Raw genomic sequence first — 19,177 nt, 5'->3', positions numbered from 1 at the left:
TTAAAAGCCTAATCGTATCTTAGGCTTAAAAATTATTCCCATGAAAAATATTTCAATTTTATCTGCCAGCGTTAGACATGGCCGAAATAGCCATCGCGTTGCTTTATATTTTAAAAATTATTTAGAAGAAAATAAGTTAGCGAACGTCACTATCATTGACCTAAAAGCGTATAATTTTCCAATTTTTGAAGAGCGATTAAGATTCATTTCTGACCCTTCGGAAGCTATGCTTTCCTTTGCAGAAGAAATAACTAAAGCAGATGGTGTAATTATTGTAACTCCAGAATATAATGGTGGTTATCCTGCTAGTTTAAAAAACGTAACTGATTTATTGTATGCAGAATGGAAACGCAAACCTATTGCCATTGCAACAGTTTCTGCAGGTGCCTTTGCTGGTACACAAGTCATTACATCCTTACAATTTAGTTTATGGAAAATTGGAGCATTGACAATTCCAGCAATGTTTCCAGTAGCTACGGTAGAAAAAACATTTGATGAAAATGGTATACCAAGTGATCCAGTGGGAACAGATAAAAGAGCTGCAGTTTTTGTAAATGAATTACTGTATTGGGTTGATGCAAAACATAAAATGGATGACAATTAAGTAGGATTAATTTTGTCTATACATTTGATTTTCTTCCATTTATTAAAAAATAAAGCGTAACCCTCCTTATAATTTAAAAATTATTTTAACTTTGAAAATGTCCTAGGTAATTGTACTTTTTACACTAAGGGATTATTTAATCAAAACCAAAATAAAATGAGTTTAATAATTGATGTCCACGCAAGACAAATCCTTGATTCTAGAGGAAATCCAACAATAGAAGTTGAAGTAGTTACAGAAAATGGCCAAATGGGTCGTGCAGCAGTTCCATCAGGAGCAAGTACTGGTCAACATGAGGCAGTTGAATTGCGTGATGGCGACAAGAAAACCTATATGGGTAAAGGTGTTTTAAAAGCTGTTGAAAATGTAAATACCAAAATTGCTCAAGCGTTACAAGGCGTTGATGTTTTTGAACAAAACTTAATCGACAAGTTAATGATTGACTTGGACGGAACTGAAAATAAAGGAAATTTAGGTGCAAATGCAATTTTAGGTGTTTCTTTAGCAGTTGCAAAAGCTGCTGCTGCAGAAAGCAGACAACCTTTATATCGTTATGTTGGTGGTGTAAATGCAAATACATTACCAATTCCAATGATGAATATTATTAATGGTGGTTCTCACTCTGATGCTCCAATTGCTTTTCAAGAATTTATGATTATGCCTGTTGGTGCACCTTCATTCTCTGAAGCACTACGTTGGGGAACTGAAGTATTCCATAATTTAAAAGCGATTTTACACGACCGAGGTTTATCTACTGCTGTAGGTGATGAAGGTGGTTTTGCTCCTACTTTTGAAGGTACAGAAGATGCGATTGAAACTGTTTTGAAAGCGATTGAAAAAGCAGGTTACAAACCAGGTTCAGATATTTGTTTAGCACTAGATTGTGCTTCATCTGAATTTTACAAAGATGGAAAATACGATTACACGAAATTTGAAGGTGATAAAGGCGCCATTCGCTCAAGCGAAGAGCAAGCACAATATTTAGCTGATCTTTCTGTAAAATATCCTATTATTTCTATTGAGGATGGTATGGATGAAAATGATTGGGCTGGCTGGAAAACGTTAACTGAGAAAATTGGCAATAGGGTTCAATTAGTTGGTGATGATTTATTTGTAACTAACGTTAAACGTTTACAAACTGGTATTGATACGGATACTGCAAACTCAATTCTAGTAAAGGTGAATCAAATTGGTTCTTTAACAGAAACTATTAATGCGGTAAGTTTAGCTCAAAATAGTGGATATACCTCTGTAATGAGTCATAGAAGTGGTGAAACTGAAGATACTACTATTGCAGATTTAGCTGTTGCTTTAAACTGTGGACAAATTAAAACTGGTTCTGCTTCGCGTTCTGATAGGATTGCAAAATACAATCAGTTATTACGTATTGAAGAAGAATTAGGTGCTGCAGCACGCTTTATTGGTAGAAATTTCAAATACGCTAAAAAATAATAGCATTCAATTTATATCCTGCTATAATTGCCGAAGATAGCTCATTTGAGAGCTAAAATAACGTCGACAATGTTAACAAGTTGATAAACACATTTGCAAAACATCCGAAGATTTAAAACCTTCGGATGTTTTTATTTAATTATATATTTGCGCTGATGAAACGGTTATTAGAACTCTTGCGAAATAAATACTTTTTAGCTATTGTAGCTTTTGCCGTATGGATGCTGTTTTTTGATAAAAATGATATGCTTTCACAATATGAATATCGTGCAGAAGTGCATAAATTACAAGAAGAGAAAGATTTTTATACAAAAGAAACGGCTTCCGTTAAAAAAGATTTGAAAGAGCTAGATAGTAATTTAGTGACAGCAGAAAAATTCGCTCGTGAAAAATACTTCATGAAAAAGGACAATGAAGATGTCTTTGTAATTGTTAAAGACGACGCAAAAAAATAACCAACAGGTTAATCAAACATTTCACAACTATTTTCATTGTAATACTTTATATTCGTATTAAAAGAATATAAATTAACTCTGCAAGGGTGTTATGAAAAAAATTAGCTTATTTTTCTTATTGTTTTTCACAAGCATTTATTATTCTTATTCGCAAGAATTACCCAACTTAAAGCATATTAAGTTAAACAAAAACGCTCATTTTAAAGATGCTGAACCTACAGTATTAAAAGTTACTACCTACCTATTTGATACGCCAATTAATAAAAAAAACACTTCTAGAACAGAAGCTGGTCAGTTTTTAATTAAATGGATGAATGGCACTCTTGACTATACTTTTTTTCTTGGCGAGAAAGAAACAAATTACTTTAACACTGATTCTGATTTGATGCTAATGTACATGGCTGGATTAACCAAATTCACATTGGAAAATAGTACTATTAAAGATCAAAAAGGACTTGCTTTAGGAGCTATGCGTTTAGTTCTTCCCTATTTGGACAAACAAGAAGACAAAAAGAGTTGGTCTAAAGAGCTTTGGCAATTAAACGACGCCAATCATAAAGGTAAACTGGAAGAGTTTTTATACAATTAATACCCAAATTTTGGCAATGCTAATTTATAGCGCACAACAATTATCCTTAAGGTAAAAATGAAGGCAATTACCATTATTTTAGCAATATCTGTTTTCAGATTAAAATAGAGTAACGCGAAGTAAAGAACACCACCTAAAATACAAGCAGTCGCATAAATCTCTTTTCTAAAAATTAAAGGAATAGTATTTAGCAAGGTATCACGAATTACACCACCAAAGCATCCCGTAATTGTTCCAAGCGCTACACAAATACCTGGACTTAATCCAAAAACAATTCCTTTTTGCACGCCAACCATGGTAAATAAGCCTAGTCCTAATGAATCGAATAAGAAAAGGGTAACCTTAAATTTTTTAATTTGTGTTTTAAAAAATATAGTGAGTAAAGAAGTTACTAATATTAGCAAGCAATAATTTACATCTCTCATCCAAGCAACTGGTGTATCACCAAGTAGTAAATCGCGAACTGTTCCTCCTCCAATAGATGTTACAAATGCAATTATTAGTACCCCAAATGGGTCTAATCGTCTTTGCATAGCCGCAAAAGAACCCGAAATTGCAAAGGAGATTGTCCCTAATATTTCGATGAGATAGGTAGTACTAACATCCATTATATTTCTCCATTACGTTTTCTTAAAAACCATTCCACGCTCAATAAAAGTACAATTAATCCAAATAACCATTTCAAATTAATGAGTTCCTCGTATTTACGATCTTCATAACTTATCGTTTTTAATTGTCCACTTTTTTCAAGTTCATTAACCAAACTTAACAAATTGCTTGGCATAATCATTTTACCTCCGCTTTGTTTTGCCATCGTATATAATAATTGATGGTTGGCGGTGGTTTGTTGATATTCGACGATTAACGCATTTACATAAAAAGCACCAGAATCTTTATATTTCTTATCGCCTAAAGCAGTACTAGCAACATAGGTATAATTTCCCTGGGGCAAAGTACCCGCATCTAATCGATAAGCAATTCCGAATTTAGAAAATGTGTAATTAAAGGTCTTACCATCATTATTTTTAACTTGAACATTTACATCTGGTGTGTTTACAGATTCGTAAGCATCATTGTATAAAGTTGCGTTTAATACAACATTTTCATTTTCATCAAAAGTGCTTTTTGTGCTGTACACTTTAAATTTTCGTTTATCATCCTTAACAGAAAGATATTGAACCGTTTTAGTAATCAATTCATTAAATAATGGAAGACTTTGCTCATTTTTCGCTTCCTCCAATTTCCATTTCCATATCCCCTCACCTAGTAAAAAACCTATTTTCTTACCATTATCATCCATAAAAAATAACAATGGATTTTGCGTATTCACCTTACCAATGCGTTGATTTAAAACTGATGTGTAGTTTCCATTTATATTTAAACTTGCAAACGGCATTTGCAATGGATCGTAATCGTTCAATTGTTTTAAAGAATTTGCATCTAAATTAAAAGCTGTAAAATTAGCATCAGGATAAGGAAAAACCTCTTGTAATGAGCCATTAATTCTACTAAAATTAAGCTCTTTTTGCACCTGATTAAAAGCACTTATATTACTTTGGGCACCGATAATATACCATAAAGGTAATTTTGCTTCTTGTATTTTATTAACTAAAGCTGTATTAGTATTTACAGTACTAGGTAATTGATATAAAATGGCTAAACTATATTTATTTGCATCGACTGTATTCAATTCATCTGCCAATGCAACTGTTACTTCGTAATGTTTATTTAATTCAATAGCTTGTTTTATAGCCGTAATGTCTGGATGAGGAGCCGCAGCAGCGATTAAAACTTTTTGTCGAGCATCAATTACTTCTATAAAAACAGTTTGACTATTGTTTTTCGTCGTAATTTCATTTTTTAAGGGAGATAAATTAATGGTGTATTTTTGTATCCCGATTTTACTTGCCTTTAGTTTTACCTGCACATCTTTCACAAAGCTATTCGAGTTTATTGATACGCTTTGCTCTTTGATTTTAATCCCATTTTCTAACACCGAAAGTTGAGTTGTTTCCCCTTTACTTTCATAGGCCTGCAGCTGTACCTCCAACGTAAATTCGTTATCTAAATACACTAAATTATTATAGCTTACATTAGCAATTAAAACATCTCGTTTTGGTATGGTATCCCCTAATGCAACGGTGTAAATAGGCGCTTTTATTTTATTTAACTCATATAATGGATTACCCCCACGATTAAAAATACCATCGCCTGCCAAAATTACCGCACCTACATTTCTATTTAATAATTCATCATTTAATTGATTAAACAATAATGATCCATTACTTAATTTCCCATTTCCAGAAAAGTTTAATCCACTTTTAACACTGTCACTAAAACTGTATGTTTTAACTTCATATTTGGTAGAAAGTTGATTTGCTAATTCTTGTAAATCTTGTTGATATTTACGTTTATTAAATCCTACTGGCTCAATTTGAGCAACAGAAATAGAATTATCATGTGCTAAAACAATAATTGGTTTTTCTGGCGTATAGGAAATCAGTTTTACTAGAGGTGCGAAAAACAGCCATGCAATAGCTGCAATTGTGAGTACCCTTAAGGCTGTAAGTGTATATTTTAAATTCCTTTCAAGATTTTGATTTTTTCGATATAAAAGCCAAGCATATAAACAACCTAATAAAAGGCAGCTAATGAAAGCAAAAATTGAAGAAGCGGAAAAAAAATTATCCATAAGCTTAAACGTAAAGATGCTAATTTTCTAAAAAAATCAACGTAATTTGTTAGCGAAAATAGATACACTAATGAAAATAGTTATAAAGTTAATGCTCATTTTTATGATGACCACACCTGCATTTGCTCAAAGTACTTTTAAGCAAAATCAATTAAAATTTGAACGTGTTAAAAATGCATATGCGGAAAAATGGAGATCACTACAATCTGACTTACAAAGTGCAGGATTTTATGGAAATTTCAATCTCTATATAGCAGCTTTTAAAGCTGAAGGAAAATTGGAGGTTTGGTTAAAAACATCGAATCAAACCCGTTATAAATTATTTAGAACCTATGATTTTTGTGAACATTCTGGAACACTAGGTCCAAAAGTAATGGAAGGTGATTTACAAACTCCAGAGGGTTTTTATAAAATTAATGTGTTTAATCCAGAAAGTAGTTATCATTTATCTTTAGGTATTGATTATCCCAACAAAGTTGATGCAATAAGAACTGGAAAAGGCAATAAAACTGGTGGAGATATTTACATTCATGGCAATTGTGTAACTGTGGGTTGCATTCCTTTAACAGATGAAAAGATTAAAGAAGTTTATGTTTTAGCAGTTGAAGCTCGCAATGGTGGACAAGAAGAAATCCCCGTGAACATTTATCCGTTTAAAATGACTGATGCTAACCTCAAAAAATATAGTATTCAGTTTCCTCAACAAGCTATTTTTTGGCAGACCTTACAAAAGGGATATACAGTATTTGATAAAGATAAAAACTTAGTACCAGTTGATCAGGTAAACGGAAATTATGTGGTGAAGTAGCTATAGATGTTGTAAGGTTGAAATGTTCTGAATCTAAAACATTTCAACCTTTCAACTTTAAATTCATTTTAACTTTTTACAGCATTCCGCCGCAAACAGATAATGTTTGTCCTGTTACATAAGCGCTCATATCTGATGCTAAAAAGACACAAACGTTAGCAATATCTTCTGTTTCACCAGCACGTTTTAATGGAATATCTTTTTCCCAACCTGCCACAACTGCTGGATCTAAAACTTCGGTCATTTCGGTACGAATAAAACCTGGAGCAACCACATTTGCACGAATGTTACGAGAACCTAATTCTTTAGCAACAGATTTAGTGAAACCTATAATACCTGCTTTTGAAGCTGCATAATTTGCCTGACCAGCATTACCTGTTACACCTACTACAGAACTCATGTTAATGAAAACACCTTTGCGAGCTTTCATCATCACTTTAGAAACCGCTTTGGTTACGTTAAAGATAGATTTAAGGTTAACATTCATTACGTCATCCCAATTTTCTTCTGTCATCCGCATTAACAAACCGTCTTTTGTAATACCTGCATTGTTAACTACAATATCAATCGTACCGAACTCTGCTACAATGTCATTTATCAATTGTTCAGCTTCATCAAATTTAGAAGCATCAGAACGATAGCCTTTAACTTTTGTTCCAAAACTTTGTAATTCTTGTTCCAAAGCTTGTCCTTTCTCTATAGATGATAAATAAGTGAAAGCAACATTAGCACCTTGTTCTGCAAATTTTTCGGCTATTTTGCGACCTATTCCTTTTGAAGCACCTGTAATTAGTGCTGTTTTTCCTTCTAGTAATTTCATTAGTTTATAATTAATGTCAGTCTGAGCTTGTCGAAGACCAAAGATATAATCTATTTTTTGTTTTTAAGGTTTGATAATCTAGTTATTTCATCCCAATCTTCCTTAAATAAAGCCTCCTTTTTGTTTCTACTTCACCCTTTATTTGCTTCTCGAATTCTATAGCATGATTTATATAATCAAATCTATGATAATATTTTAATACAACTGGTCTTCTAGAAAAAGTATAAGAACTTGGATTTTCAACATTATTGTCTGTTCTAACCTTATCTCCAAGTCATTTTTTACACCTACATAATAACTCTTATCCGAACATTCTAAAATATAAACAAAGTAGTTATATATGGCTTGCATAAGAAGTTTTTAATAATTGGAAATTACGTAAAAATCATTTTTTTAGACCAAGTCATGTTGAGCTTGTCGAAACACTTTATAGTCCTTCGACAGGCTCAGGATGACAAAACCTTTAAAACTAAACCGCTGGTTCTTGTTGACTTAAACAATGGAAACTTCCTAATCCCCAAATAATATCGGTAGAATCTATACCAACAACTGGTCTATCGGGAAAAGCTTTTTGAATAATTTCAAGTGCAATTTTATCATTTACGTCTCTGAATGTGGGTACAATAACCGCAGCATTTGCGATATAAAAGTTTGCGTAAGATGCTGGCAAGCGTGTATCTTCGTGTATCACTGGGGAAGGCATTGGCAATTTGATGATATTTAATGGTCTTCCATCAGGCAATCTCATTTCCTTTAATGCTTGGTAGTTTTCTTGTAATAGGATGTGATTTTCATCCAAAGGATTACTTTCTAAAACCGTTAAAACAGTATCTTCATTTACAAAACGAGTAATATCGTCGATATGGCCATCAGTATCATCTCCAATAATTCCATCTCCTACCCACAATACCTGCCCTGCGCCATAAAATTCCTTTAAATACGTTTCGATTTGTTCTTTATTTAAATGAGGATTTCTATTTTCATTTAGCAAGCAAGCAGTACTTGTTAAAATTGTTCCTGCTCCGTTAAATTCTACAGAGCCACCTTCCATTACAATATCGGGCATAAACAGTGGGAGATTAAACTGCTTTGCAATTTTTGTCGGTATTATATCATCCAAATCAAATGGTGGATATTTTCCTCCCCAAGCATTGTAACCCCAATCAATTATTGCTTTTTTATTTCCCTTTACTACAAATGCAGGTCCATGATCTCTGCACCAAGCATCGTTACTCTCATTAAAATAAAATTCTATTTGAGATAAATCAGCATCAACTTTTTGTAAGTGAGCAATAGCAGATGCTTTCATTGCTTCATCTCTTACATTAATACGTACTTTTTCGCCTGTAGCAACAATCTTTATAAATTGACAATAAGGCTCATATATGGTCTCAATCTTACCTGGCCAAGATTCTTCTTTATGGGGCCAGCTTAACCAAGTAGCTTCATGTTTAGTCCACTCTGCAGGAAAGTGATAGCCCTGCGCCTTTGGCGTTTTAGATACGTCGGAAAGTCCGGAAGTCTGAAAGTCCGAAAGATTAGATGTATTACTTTTATGGTGTTCTGACATTATTATTTAATGACTTTATTAAACCATTTATCATTAACAAAACCTCTTCACAAGATTTATATAATTCTAAAAAGTGTTTTTCTGTTATATATTTTCTACGTTTTCCGATATATAAGCAACTTACTACTTCAATATCAGATCGCAAAGCATAACGAAGAAATCTAGTAAATTCTGCATTACTTTGTCCAGTACTTCCTTCAGCTATATTTAAAGGAATCGAATCTGCTGCTCTCTTAATTTGTGAAGTTAGAATAAACAGTTCTTCCTTTGGAAAAGTCTTTGTTAATTTATCAATTTCGTCGGTTAAGTCTAGCGCTTTTTGCCAAACTTTAAGTTTTTCAAATTTAAAAGCCATATCTATTTGTTTTAGATCGGGATGACTTTGCTCTACTAACTTACAAACTTTATCTTAAGTTTCACTTCTCCACTCTCGGTCTTTCTGACTTTACTGACTTCCCAGACTAAAAACTAATCCCCATCAATATATCTTTTTGTGATTGGCTGATAAGAATCTATTCGTCTATCTCTTAAAAATGGCCAATGCTTACGCATATAATCACTTTGACTTAAATCTAACTCCACTACCTCTGTCTCTTCTTTATCGTGCGACGCTAAATAAAGCAATTTGCCTTGTGCATTAGTTGCGAAACTACCACCCCAAAACTTCATGGCTCCATCTTGTTCAAAACCTACACGGTTTACACTTACTACAGGAACTCCATTAGCTACTGCATGAGAACGTTGAATAGTTTGCCAAGCATTGTATTGATCTTGATTAGTTTCTTCATCCTGATCTGTTGCCCAGCCAATTGCAGTAGGATAAAACATAATATCTGCACCCATTAAAGCTGTAATACGAGAAGCTTCTGGATACCATTGATCCCAACAAATTAAAATACCGATTTTAGCATATTTGGTTTCGAAAACTTTGTAACCTAAATCGCCAGGTGTAAAGTAAAATTTCTCATAAAAAGCCGGATCATCAGGAATATGCATTTTGCGGTATTTACCTAAATAACTTCCATCAGCATCTAAAACCGCAGTTGTATTGTGATATAATCCTTCAGCTCTTTTTTCGAATAATGAAGCAACAATTACCACTCCTAATTCTTTAGCAACTACTTGCAACGCATCTGTAGATGGACCAGGAATTTTCTCTGCTAAATCAAAGTTATCATAATCCTCTACATCACAAAAATACAAAGAGGTAAACAGTTCTTGCAAGCACACAATTTGCGCTCCTTTTGCTGCTGCATCTCTAATCTTAGCTATCGCTTTGTTTAAGTTTTCTTGTTTATCTTTTGTACAGCTCATCTGCACTAAGCCAACCTTTACTTTACTCATCTGTATAAATTTGAACTACAAAGTTAAGGAAAAAGGTGGAGGGTAAAAAGGTAAAAGGTGTAGGTTTTTGAGAGTTTACAACTAACTGGCAGTTAAACCTTCTCTATATTCTTCTTGTAATTCAAAAAGACATTTTGCACACAAGCAACCATCAAACAGTTCACTAATGTATTGTACTTCATTAATGTTGAGCTGTACTGTGCTGCATTGGCACTTTGTATACGAATTTGCCTTACATTCAATAGCAGTTCCGCAACGATCACATGGAATAATTTCGTGTTTAGTCATTCTTTACACAAAGATATAAGCTTTTAAATTAAGGATAAAGAGACAAATCTAACCGCAAAGTAAAACAAAAAAGGAGCAAGATGTTACCATCTGTACTCCTTCATATTTATTTGGCAAACTAAAAACTAGCCTGAACAGCTGATACAGCCTTCTTCCATCGAGCAAACTGGTCCATCAACGATTTCTTCAGCTACTTGATCTTGAGGAATTGTATCTGGAATTACAGCTTCAATTGCTTTACCTCCTTGGTTTTCTACCGTGAATTTAACAGCTTGAGAAGCAGCTTGTGTACGTAAATAGTACATACCTGTTTTCAACCCTTTTTTCCAAGCGTAGAAATGCATTGACGTTAATTTCGATGTATTTGGTGCATTAATAAACAAGTTTAGAGATTGCGATTGACAGATATATGCACCTCTATCGGCAGCCATATCGATGATATTACGCATTTTAATCTCCCAAACTGTTTTGTACAATTCTTTAATGTAATCTGGAATTTCTGCAATATCTTGAATTGAACCGTTCGCTAAAATAATTCTATCTTTCATTGCTGGCGTCCATAAACCTAATGAAACTAAGTCTTTTAATAAATGTTTGTTCACTACTACAAACTCTCCACTTAATACACGACGTGTATAAATATTTGAAGTATACGGTTCGAAACATTCATTGTTTCCTAAAATTTGCGAAGTAGATGCGGTTGGCATTGGTGCTACTAATAATGAATTGTATACACCAGTTTTAACTACACGTTTGCGCAAACTTTCCCAATCCCAACGGTTACTTTTTGGAGTTACATTCCAAAGGTCAAATTGGAATTTACCTTTAGATAGTGGTGAACCTTTAAAACTTTCATAAGCGCCATTTTTAACAGCTAAATCAGCCGATGCTGTCATTGCAGCAAAATAAATGGTTTCAAAAATATCGGTATTTAATTCCTTAGCCGCATCACTTTCAAATGGTAAACGCATTAAAATAAATGCATCTGCCAAACCTTGTACACCTAATCCAACTGGACGGTGACGGAAGTTAGAGTTTTGCGCTTCAATAACTGGATAATAGTTATGATCGATAATTTTATTCAAGTTTAATGTAGCTTGATAAGTTACATCATATAATTTTTGGTGATCAAATTCGCCATTAATTACAAATCTTGGTAATGCTAATGAAGCTAAATTACAAACAGCAACTTCGTCTTTAGAGGTATACTCAATAATTTCTGTACATAAGTTAGACGACTTGATTGTACCTAAATTTTGCTGATTTGATTTACCATTCGCCGCATCTTTGTACAATAAATATGGTGTACCAGTTTCAATTTGAGCATCTAAAATAGCGAACCAAAGTTCTTGTGCTTTTATCGTTTTACGAGCTCTACCTTCTTGTTCGTATTTGGTATATAACTTATTAAACTCTTCACCATGACAATCTGCTAAACCTGGTGCTTCATCTGGAGAGAATAAGCTCCAATCGCCATTGTCTTCCACACGTTGCATAAACAAATCGCAAATCCAAAGTGCATAGAATAAATCACGAGCTCTCATTTCTTCCTTACCATGATTTTTACGTAAGTCTAAGAAAGCAAAAATATCAGCATGCCAAGGCTCTAAATAGATTGCAAAAGCACCTTTACGTTTACCTCCACCTTGATCTACATAACGAGCGGTATCGTTAAATACTTTTAACATCGGTACAATACCATTACTTGTGCCATTTGTACCACCAATATAAGCTCCTGTTGCGCGGATATTGTGAATGCTTAAACCAATACCACCAGCACTTTGAGAAATTTTGGCAGTTTGCTTTAATGTATCATAAATACCTTCAATACTATCATCTTGCATAGTTAATAAGAAACATGATGACATTTGAGGTTTTGGAGTTGCTGCGTTAAATAAAGTTGGTGTAGCATGTGTAAACCAACGCTCACTCATTAAATTATAGGTTTTGATGGCACTTTCGATATCTTCTTTGTGAATGCCAACTGCCACACGCATAAATAAATGTTGTGGGCGTTCAACAATCACCCCATTTACTTTTAATAAATACGATTTTTCTAAGGTTTTGAAACCGAAGTAATCGAAACCAAAATCTCTATCGTAAATAATTGTACTATCTAAAATATCAGCGTTGTTTTTAATCACTTCCCAAACATCTTCTGCAATAAGCGATGAAGGTTTTTCTGTTTTAGGATCTACATAAGTATACAACATCTCCATCGTTTTTGAGAACGATTTAACGGTGTTTTTATGCAAGTTAGACACTGCAATACGCGATGCTAACAAAGCATAATCTGGGTGTTTTGTAGTTAGGGACGCAGCCGTTTCTGCCGCAAGATTATCAAGTTCTGAAGTAGTAACACCATCGTACAATCCTTCAATTACCTTTTTGGCAACATCTATAGGGTCTACTAATTCTGCGTTAAAACCATAACACAACTTCTCAATACGAGCAGTTATCTTATCAAACTTTACCGCTTCTTGGCGGCCATCTCTTTTTATTACAAACATCCTAATCAAGTATTAATGGTGCGTATTAAATTAATAGCGGCACCAGGTTTTAAATTATTTTTATTATATGGTTTCAAGTACCAGACAAAGCCCTAACCTTTTGTCTTTAACTCTAATTAAAAATCGTCATCTAGTGAAAATGCAGCTGCTTTATCTTCTGTAGAAGTTAATACTCCACTTTTTTGATAATCACCTACTCTTTTCTCAAAGAAATTTGTTTTTCCTTGTAGCGAAATCATCTCCATAAAATCGAATGGATTTGATGCATTATATATTTTTTTATAGCCTAATTCACTAATCCATCTATCGGCTACAAACTCAATGTACTGGCTCATTAATTTAGCGTTCATTCCAATTAAGGCAACCGGCAAAGCATCGGTAATAAATTCTTTTTCAATTTCTACCGCATCGCGGATGATATCATGCACTTGTTTTTCGGCTAATTTATTTTCTAGCATACTGTACAACAGGCAAGCAAATTCACAATGCATACCTTCGTCCCTAGAAATCAACTCATTACTAAAGGTTAATCCAGGCATTAAACCGCGTTTTTTCAACCAGAAAATAGAGCAAAAACTACCGCTAAAGAAAATTCCTTCAACCGCAGCAAAAGCGACTAAACGTTCTGCAAAAGTTCCATTTTCAATCCAACGTAATGCCCATTCTGCTTTTCTTTTTACTGCCGGAACAGTATCAATTGCATGGAACAAACGATCTTTTTCATTAGGATCTTTAATATACGTGTCAATTAACAGTGCATAAGTTTCAGCATGGATATTTTCCATCATAATTTGGAAACCATAAAAACAACGTGCTTCTGGCAACTGTACTTCACTCATAAAGTTTACAGCCAAGTTTTCGTTTACAATACCATCACTAGCAGAAAAGAAAGCTAAAATGTGAGAAATGAAATGTCTTTCCCCATCATTTAAATTATCCCAATGTTTTTGATCATCAGATAAATCAATTTCTTCCGCTGTCCAAAAACTCGCCTCACTTTTTTTATACATTTCCCAAATGGCCGGATATTTAATTGGGAGTAGAACAAAACGATCTTTGTTTTCTTTTAATAATAATTCTTGTTCTTGCTGCATAAGTTTAGTTTTTTAACGTTTAGAAATTGCTAGTATAGATTAATTCGTTTTTTAGTGCAGGTAAAAATTCGCCTTATTCTTTAAAAACTGTTAACCCCTTAACCTAAAAAGCTTTATCAAAATCACGCCGCCAACATCTTGAGTACTTAGTGAAACATTTTAAAAAACATTGATTTTTTAACGCCTTTTAAACAACTAAATATTAAGTACTTAAAATAATATAGGAGTGATTTCTTTTAAAGAACTTTCTTTAACAAATATAGAAGTTGATCGATTTTTTGAGTTACAAAGTTGTTAACATGTTGTTGAATTGAACAGAAATTCTCATCAAAATTTGGTCATAAACAACATAGAAAAAAGCTAATTATTTCTTTTTAAGGACTTAGAGAATCAAAAGGAGTGTTAATAATTTTAAGAAATGTGTTATAACACAAGAATTATTAAATTATTTTGGAGACACATATGAGATTTCTACCTTGGCATAACCTAGTCTATAAATACCAATTGCTTTAGCTGCTGAAGTGGAAAGATCTAATGAAAATTTCTTGCTATGTGGCCCGCGATCGTTCACTCTAACGGTAACTGTTTTACCATTCACTAAGTTTCTAACAGTAATCAATGTACCAAAGGGAAGTGTAAGATGTGCTGCTGTTAATTTAGCCCCTCTATATCTTTCGCCGCTAGATGTTTTTCTACCTTCAAACTTTTTAGCGTAATAAGATGTGTAAATCATTTTTACAACCGTATCGGGATGTTTTGTTGGTAAAGATTTAGCTTTTACTGCCAAAGAGGCAAGGCAAAAGAACAGCAAAAGTTTCATTTTATTTCTCATAGGCAAATTCAAATATACAAAATGAGTTGTATTTACATAAAAACTCATCTATTCAGCTGCCAATAAGCAAAAAAAATGCCCAGATAAATCTGAGCATTAAAAATCGATTAAAATAATTACTTTTTGTCAGGAACAAAATTCATTGAGATTGAATTTACACAATGGCGTGTATTTTTTGAAGTTAAACCTTCCCCAACAAATACGTGACCTAAGTGAGCACCACAATTTGCACAAACAATTTCCGTACGTTGTCCATCGGCATCTGGCACACGTTTTACTGCACCTTTAATTTCATCATCGAAAGATGGCCATCCGCAATGTGCATCAAATTTAGAGTCTGATTTATACAAAGCTGCATTGCAACGTTTGCAAGTATATGTACCCTTTTCGTTAAACTTATCATATTTACCCGTACCTGGATATTCTGTTCCTTTACGAACAATTACATCTTCTTCTTCTTTGGTTAATTTGTTATATTCCATTTTCTTGGTGGTTTTAGATGGCGTTGCTTTTCCTTGTTTCTGTGCACAAGCACCTAAGCTTGTTAGAAACAACAGACTTAATGCCATTACTGTTTTATTGATTATTTGTTTCATGTGGGTTATATTTTTAAACATATACGTTTTGCGCTAATGTTTGGATTTTGCCGTTTATACAAATATAAAAAATTGTACAACTTTGTTTTTCATACCAACGTAAGGTTTTGAGCACAAAAAAAGCGTTCCATAATTGAAACGCTTTTAATATTGATTAAAGATCAGTCTTTATTTTTTTAATAGTTTGGCCATTGCTTCACCTATTTCTGCAGGACTTTCTACTACGGTAATTCCACACTCAGCCATAATTTTCATTTTAGCAGCAGCAGTATCATCGGCACCGCCAACAATTGCACCAGCATGACCCATTCTACGTCCTGGAGGCGCAGTTTGACCAGCGATGAAACCTACAACTGGTTTAGTACCATTTGCTTTAATCCACAATGCAGCTTCCGCTTCCATACCGCCACCAATTTCACCAATCATGATGATACCTTCAGTTTCTGGATCGTTCATTAACAATTCTACCGCTTCTTTAGTAGTAGTTCCAATAATTGGATCACCACCAATGCCAATTGCAGTTGTAATACCTAAACCAGCTTTTACCACTTGATCTACTGCTTCGTAAGTTAACGTACCAGATTTAGAAACAACACCTACTGTACCTTTTTTGAAGATAAAGCCTGGCATAATACCAATTTTAGCTTCATCCGCAGTAATTACACCTGGACAATTCGGTCCGATTAAACGACAATCTCTTCCTTTAATATAAGATTTTACAGCAATCATATCCTTAGTTGGGATACCCTCTGTAATACAAACAATTACTTTAATACCAGCTTCTGCAGCTTCCATAATTGCATCTGCAGCAAAAGCTGGGGGTACAAATATAATAGATACGTTAGCACCAGCCTTATCAACTGCATCTTTTACTGTGTTAAACACAGGTTTATCTAAATGCGTTTGACCGCCTTTACCAGGTGTTACCCCGCCAACAACGTTTGTACCGTAAGCTATCATTTGTTCTGCATGGTACGTACCTTCGTTACCAGTAAAGCCTTGAACAATTACTTTTGAATCTTTATTTACTAAAACACTCATTATATCTATTTTTTGTGTGCAAATCTAAGGTAATTGAAATGGATTGTCAAATGCAATTGGCAGATAATTTATCATATCCATATTTATTCCAATTATGTTAGTCCCATGGGCTTATTAAACAAGCTTACGGGCAACCACTCAAACCTTTTAATGACTTACAAAGAGCGCAAAATAACTGTGACAAAGTCAAAAATTTAATAGACTTATGAAAGTTTGAAAACAAGAATATGTCAAGTTAGCTTTTAGTTCATATATCAGTCGAAGCTAAAACGGGGTAGGCTCGGGTACAATTGTCACAAGTCCGAACCAACTCCGACCAAACTCCGAACTAAGTCCGTCTCAACACTTAACATTATTATACTCATTTACGATGCTGATAAGAAGAAGATGAGAAAAAGATGTGCAATAGAACAACACGAGTTGTGTTAAAAAAGCAATGGTATATTTATCTGTTTAAACATGCTCTTTGACAAAAAGCAATCAAATTGCTATTTTTATTAAAAATCATAATCAATGAAAATCTCAACTCGCTTTTACGCTGTTTTATTTTTTACAACCTTTCTATTTGCTTTTAATCCTACTGCAAAATCACAAATGATAGACACAAGTAAATTCATTCTTCAAAACGATGTAGATGTCGCTAAAGAAGAGCCGGGCACTCATAATGGTGGAGGGAAAACGGTTGGATACAATTTTTTTGGAAACGCTAAAGGCTTGAAAACAGTTTTCAGAAAAAGGGTTTTAAAACCAGGTTCATCAATTGGTTATCATTTGCAAAAAGAGGATGAGATTTATTATATACTGAGCGGAAATGGCAAAATGAAAATGAATGGTGAAACTTTCCCAGTTAAAGCCGGGGATGCTATTTTAACTAGACCGGGGAGTTCTCATGGCATTGAGCCTAATACCAATAATGATTTGGTTATTTTAATTGTTTACGAGAAGAAGTAGGTGTTTAAGTACCTTTGGTAATTACTATCTTTGAGATTCTTCGCTGCGCCCTGAATGACAGAGTTTTCTTAAAAATGATCTTCCTCTGCTCTTTCTATAGCGGCTGGTCTAATCGCTTTTAAATATTTTCCCTCATCAAATTCCTTTTCACTTTTTGCGATAACGATGGTTGCAATTCCGTTGCCTATCATGTTGGTAATTGCTCTTGCTTCACTCATAAACCTATCAACACCTAACAAAATAGCAATATGCTCTACAGGCATAATTTTTAAAGCTGTAAGCGTACTTGCTAGCACAATAAATCCACTTCCAGTAACACCAGCTGCTCCTTTTGAAGTAACCATTAACACAGCCATAATAGAAATTTGTTCGCCAATAGATAAATCGATGTTAAAAACTTGGGTTAAAAAGATAACCGCCATGGCCAAATAAATTGCTGTACCATCTAAGTTAAATGAATATCCTGTCGGGATAACTAAACCTACCACCGATTTATCGCAGCCAATATCTTCCATCTTTTTCATCATACTTGGCAATACAGATTCTGATGATGATGTGCCTAACACAATTAATATTTCTTGTCGGATGTATTTTAAATATTGCCACAAGCTAAATTTGTAATAGCGACAAATGCCATTTAGCACCACAAAAATAAATAAGAAGCAGGTTAAATAAACTGAACCCATTAATTTCGCCATCGGCAATAAAGTGCCTAAGCCATACTTACCAACGCTAAAAGCCATTCCGCCGAAAGCGCCAATTGGTGCAAACCGCATTACCACTTTCATGATATTGAATAATACTTTTGAAATTTTATCGAAGCTGCTAATCAAAGAATGGCCTTTTTCGCCCATTTTACTTAAACCATACCCAAATAAAATAGCAAAAAATAAGATTTGTAAAATTTCACCTTTGGTAAATGCTTCAAAAATATTTTTAGGAATAATATGAGCGATGAATTCTAGCCAATTAATTTCTCCAGCTTGTGCGGTGTAGGTAGCAATTTTAGCTACATTGCCGGGCGGTACATGTACATTTACTCCGGGTTTTAAAACATTAGCCACTACTAAACCGATAATAATAGCAAGGGTAGTTACGATTTCAAAATAAAGCAATGCTTTACCCCCAACCCGACCAACTTTTTTCATATCCCCCATGTGGGCAATACCTAAAACAATGGTGAAAAATATAATTGGGGCAATTAACATGCTAATCATGTTAATAAAACTCTTGCTAATTAACTCTGCATGAGGTGCAAATGCGGGATAAAAAACTCCAACTAAAACGCCTAAAGTGATGGCTACTAAAACTTGAAAGGTTAAATTAGATAAAATTGACTTCATTTAATTTGAATAAGAATTGAAGATAGGAACATTTTTTATTGACATCCTATTTTTTTAAGAAATTACATCTGTATTGGATAAGATAGTATTGTTTTACAAACTAATATTGTAAAATTGGCATTCCGATTTTAAACAAATTTCTTTATCACAAACTCGTCATTGCGAGGCACGAAGCAATCTTAATGCAA

At 33.8% G+C, this 19,177-nt stretch carries 19 protein-coding genes; 6 read left to right on the top strand and 13 right to left on the bottom strand.

The genetic code is table 11. The features are described from left to right. Positions 1-40 precede the first annotated feature (40 nt). The 4 genes from HQN85_RS10985 (at position 41) to HQN85_RS10970 (ending at position 3,100) form a co-directional block, all read left to right on the top strand. Complete coding sequence (locus tag HQN85_RS10985) at positions 41-604, top strand: NADPH-dependent FMN reductase (protein ID WP_173272097.1); 564 nt, start codon at positions 41-43, stop codon at positions 602-604. Positions 605-760: 156 nt separating this feature from the next. Further along, on the top strand, positions 761-2,056 hold the full coding sequence (eno, locus tag HQN85_RS10980) for a phosphopyruvate hydratase (protein WP_173272095.1): 1,296 nt from the start codon (positions 761-763) through the stop codon (positions 2,054-2,056). A gap of 155 nt (positions 2,057-2,211) precedes the next feature. After that, on the top strand, positions 2,212-2,511 hold the full coding sequence (locus HQN85_RS10975; protein WP_173272093.1) for an FtsB family cell division protein: 300 nt from the start codon (positions 2,212-2,214) through the stop codon (positions 2,509-2,511). Positions 2,512-2,602: 91 nt separating this feature from the next. Beyond that, positions 2,603-3,100 (top strand): hypothetical protein, encoded by a 498-nt coding sequence (locus HQN85_RS10970; protein WP_173272091.1) that lies wholly within the window; start codon positions 2,603-2,605, stop codon positions 3,098-3,100. Here the strand turns inward: HQN85_RS10970 and HQN85_RS10965 are convergent. Then, positions 3,097-3,708, bottom strand: a complete 612-nt coding sequence (locus HQN85_RS10965; RefSeq protein WP_173272089.1) for a trimeric intracellular cation channel family protein — start codon at positions 3,706-3,708, stop codon at positions 3,097-3,099. The two genes, HQN85_RS10970 and HQN85_RS10965, sit on opposite strands and share 4 nt — an antisense overlap. Continuing rightward, positions 3,708-5,792: a hypothetical protein gene (locus HQN85_RS10960; RefSeq protein ID WP_173272087.1), complete on the bottom strand. Its 2,085-nt coding sequence runs from the start codon at positions 5,790-5,792 to the stop codon at positions 3,708-3,710. The genes HQN85_RS10965 and HQN85_RS10960 overlap by 1 nt, the downstream gene beginning before the upstream one ends. Before the next feature lie 70 nt (positions 5,793-5,862). Between HQN85_RS10960 and HQN85_RS10955 the strand changes: the two genes are divergently transcribed. Next, positions 5,863-6,600 carry a L,D-transpeptidase family protein gene (locus HQN85_RS10955; RefSeq protein ID WP_173272085.1) on the top strand — a complete coding sequence of 246 codons (738 nt, stop codon included), beginning with the start codon at positions 5,863-5,865 and terminating at the stop codon, positions 6,598-6,600. A gap of 76 nt (positions 6,601-6,676) precedes the next feature. Here HQN85_RS10955 and fabG read toward each other — a convergent pair whose 3' ends face one another. From fabG to sucD, 10 genes are all read right to left on the bottom strand, one after another. After that, positions 6,677-7,420 carry a 3-oxoacyl-[acyl-carrier-protein] reductase gene (gene fabG, locus HQN85_RS10950; RefSeq protein WP_173272083.1) on the bottom strand — a complete coding sequence of 248 codons (744 nt, stop codon included), beginning with the start codon at positions 7,418-7,420 and terminating at the stop codon, positions 6,677-6,679. Between the two features lie 469 nt (positions 7,421-7,889). Continuing rightward, positions 7,890-8,990, bottom strand: coding sequence for an agmatine deiminase family protein (locus tag HQN85_RS10945; RefSeq protein ID WP_173272081.1), 1,101 nt, complete (start codon positions 8,988-8,990; stop codon positions 7,890-7,892). Further along, positions 8,974-9,345 carry a four helix bundle protein gene (locus HQN85_RS10940; RefSeq protein WP_173272079.1) on the bottom strand — a complete coding sequence of 124 codons (372 nt, stop codon included), beginning with the start codon at positions 9,343-9,345 and terminating at the stop codon, positions 8,974-8,976. The genes HQN85_RS10945 and HQN85_RS10940 overlap by 17 nt, the downstream gene beginning before the upstream one ends. Before the next feature lie 113 nt (positions 9,346-9,458). Then, entirely contained in the window at positions 9,459-10,334 is an 876-nt protein-coding gene (locus HQN85_RS10935) for a carbon-nitrogen hydrolase (RefSeq protein WP_173272077.1), read from the bottom strand. Between the two features lie 81 nt (positions 10,335-10,415). Continuing rightward, on the bottom strand, positions 10,416-10,622 hold the full coding sequence (locus tag HQN85_RS10930) for a cysteine-rich CWC family protein (protein WP_173272076.1): 207 nt from the start codon (positions 10,620-10,622) through the stop codon (positions 10,416-10,418). Between the two features lie 125 nt (positions 10,623-10,747). After that, positions 10,748-13,132 carry a ribonucleoside-diphosphate reductase subunit alpha gene (locus tag HQN85_RS10925; protein WP_173272074.1) on the bottom strand — a complete coding sequence of 795 codons (2,385 nt, stop codon included), beginning with the start codon at positions 13,130-13,132 and terminating at the stop codon, positions 10,748-10,750. A 116-nt stretch (positions 13,133-13,248) separates the two neighbouring features. Then, positions 13,249-14,226 (bottom strand): ribonucleoside-diphosphate reductase small subunit, encoded by a 978-nt coding sequence (locus HQN85_RS10920; protein ID WP_173272072.1) that lies wholly within the window; start codon positions 14,224-14,226, stop codon positions 13,249-13,251. A gap of 445 nt (positions 14,227-14,671) precedes the next feature. Next, complete coding sequence (locus HQN85_RS10915; protein ID WP_173272586.1) at positions 14,672-15,046, bottom strand: septal ring lytic transglycosylase RlpA family protein; 375 nt, start codon at positions 15,044-15,046, stop codon at positions 14,672-14,674. Between the two features lie 128 nt (positions 15,047-15,174). After that, the gene (locus HQN85_RS10910; RefSeq protein ID WP_173272070.1) at positions 15,175-15,654 is read right to left on the bottom strand and encodes a methionine-R-sulfoxide reductase; all 480 of its coding nucleotides are present in this window, start codon (positions 15,652-15,654) and stop codon (positions 15,175-15,177) included. Positions 15,655-15,822: 168 nt separating this feature from the next. Then, positions 15,823-16,695 (bottom strand): succinate--CoA ligase subunit alpha, encoded by an 873-nt coding sequence (sucD, locus tag HQN85_RS10905; RefSeq protein ID WP_173272068.1) that lies wholly within the window; start codon positions 16,693-16,695, stop codon positions 15,823-15,825. Between the two features lie 513 nt (positions 16,696-17,208). Here sucD and HQN85_RS10900 point away from each other — a divergent pair. Beyond that, a complete protein-coding gene (locus HQN85_RS10900; protein ID WP_173272066.1) occupies positions 17,209-17,646 on the top strand; it encodes a cupin domain-containing protein in 438 nt (145 codons plus the stop codon). Between the two features lie 68 nt (positions 17,647-17,714). Here HQN85_RS10900 and HQN85_RS10895 read toward each other — a convergent pair whose 3' ends face one another. Beyond that, entirely contained in the window at positions 17,715-18,989 is a 1,275-nt protein-coding gene (locus tag HQN85_RS10895; RefSeq protein WP_173272064.1) for a dicarboxylate/amino acid:cation symporter, read from the bottom strand. Between the last annotated feature and the right edge of the window lie 188 nt (positions 18,990-19,177).

The organism is Pedobacter boryungensis (genome assembly GCF_013204825.1).
Classification (GTDB): Bacteria; Bacteroidota; Bacteroidia; order Sphingobacteriales; family Sphingobacteriaceae; genus Pedobacter; species Pedobacter boryungensis.
The sequence above is the reverse complement of the archived record's forward strand: the minus strand, read 5'-3'. Positions and strand labels throughout refer to the sequence as shown.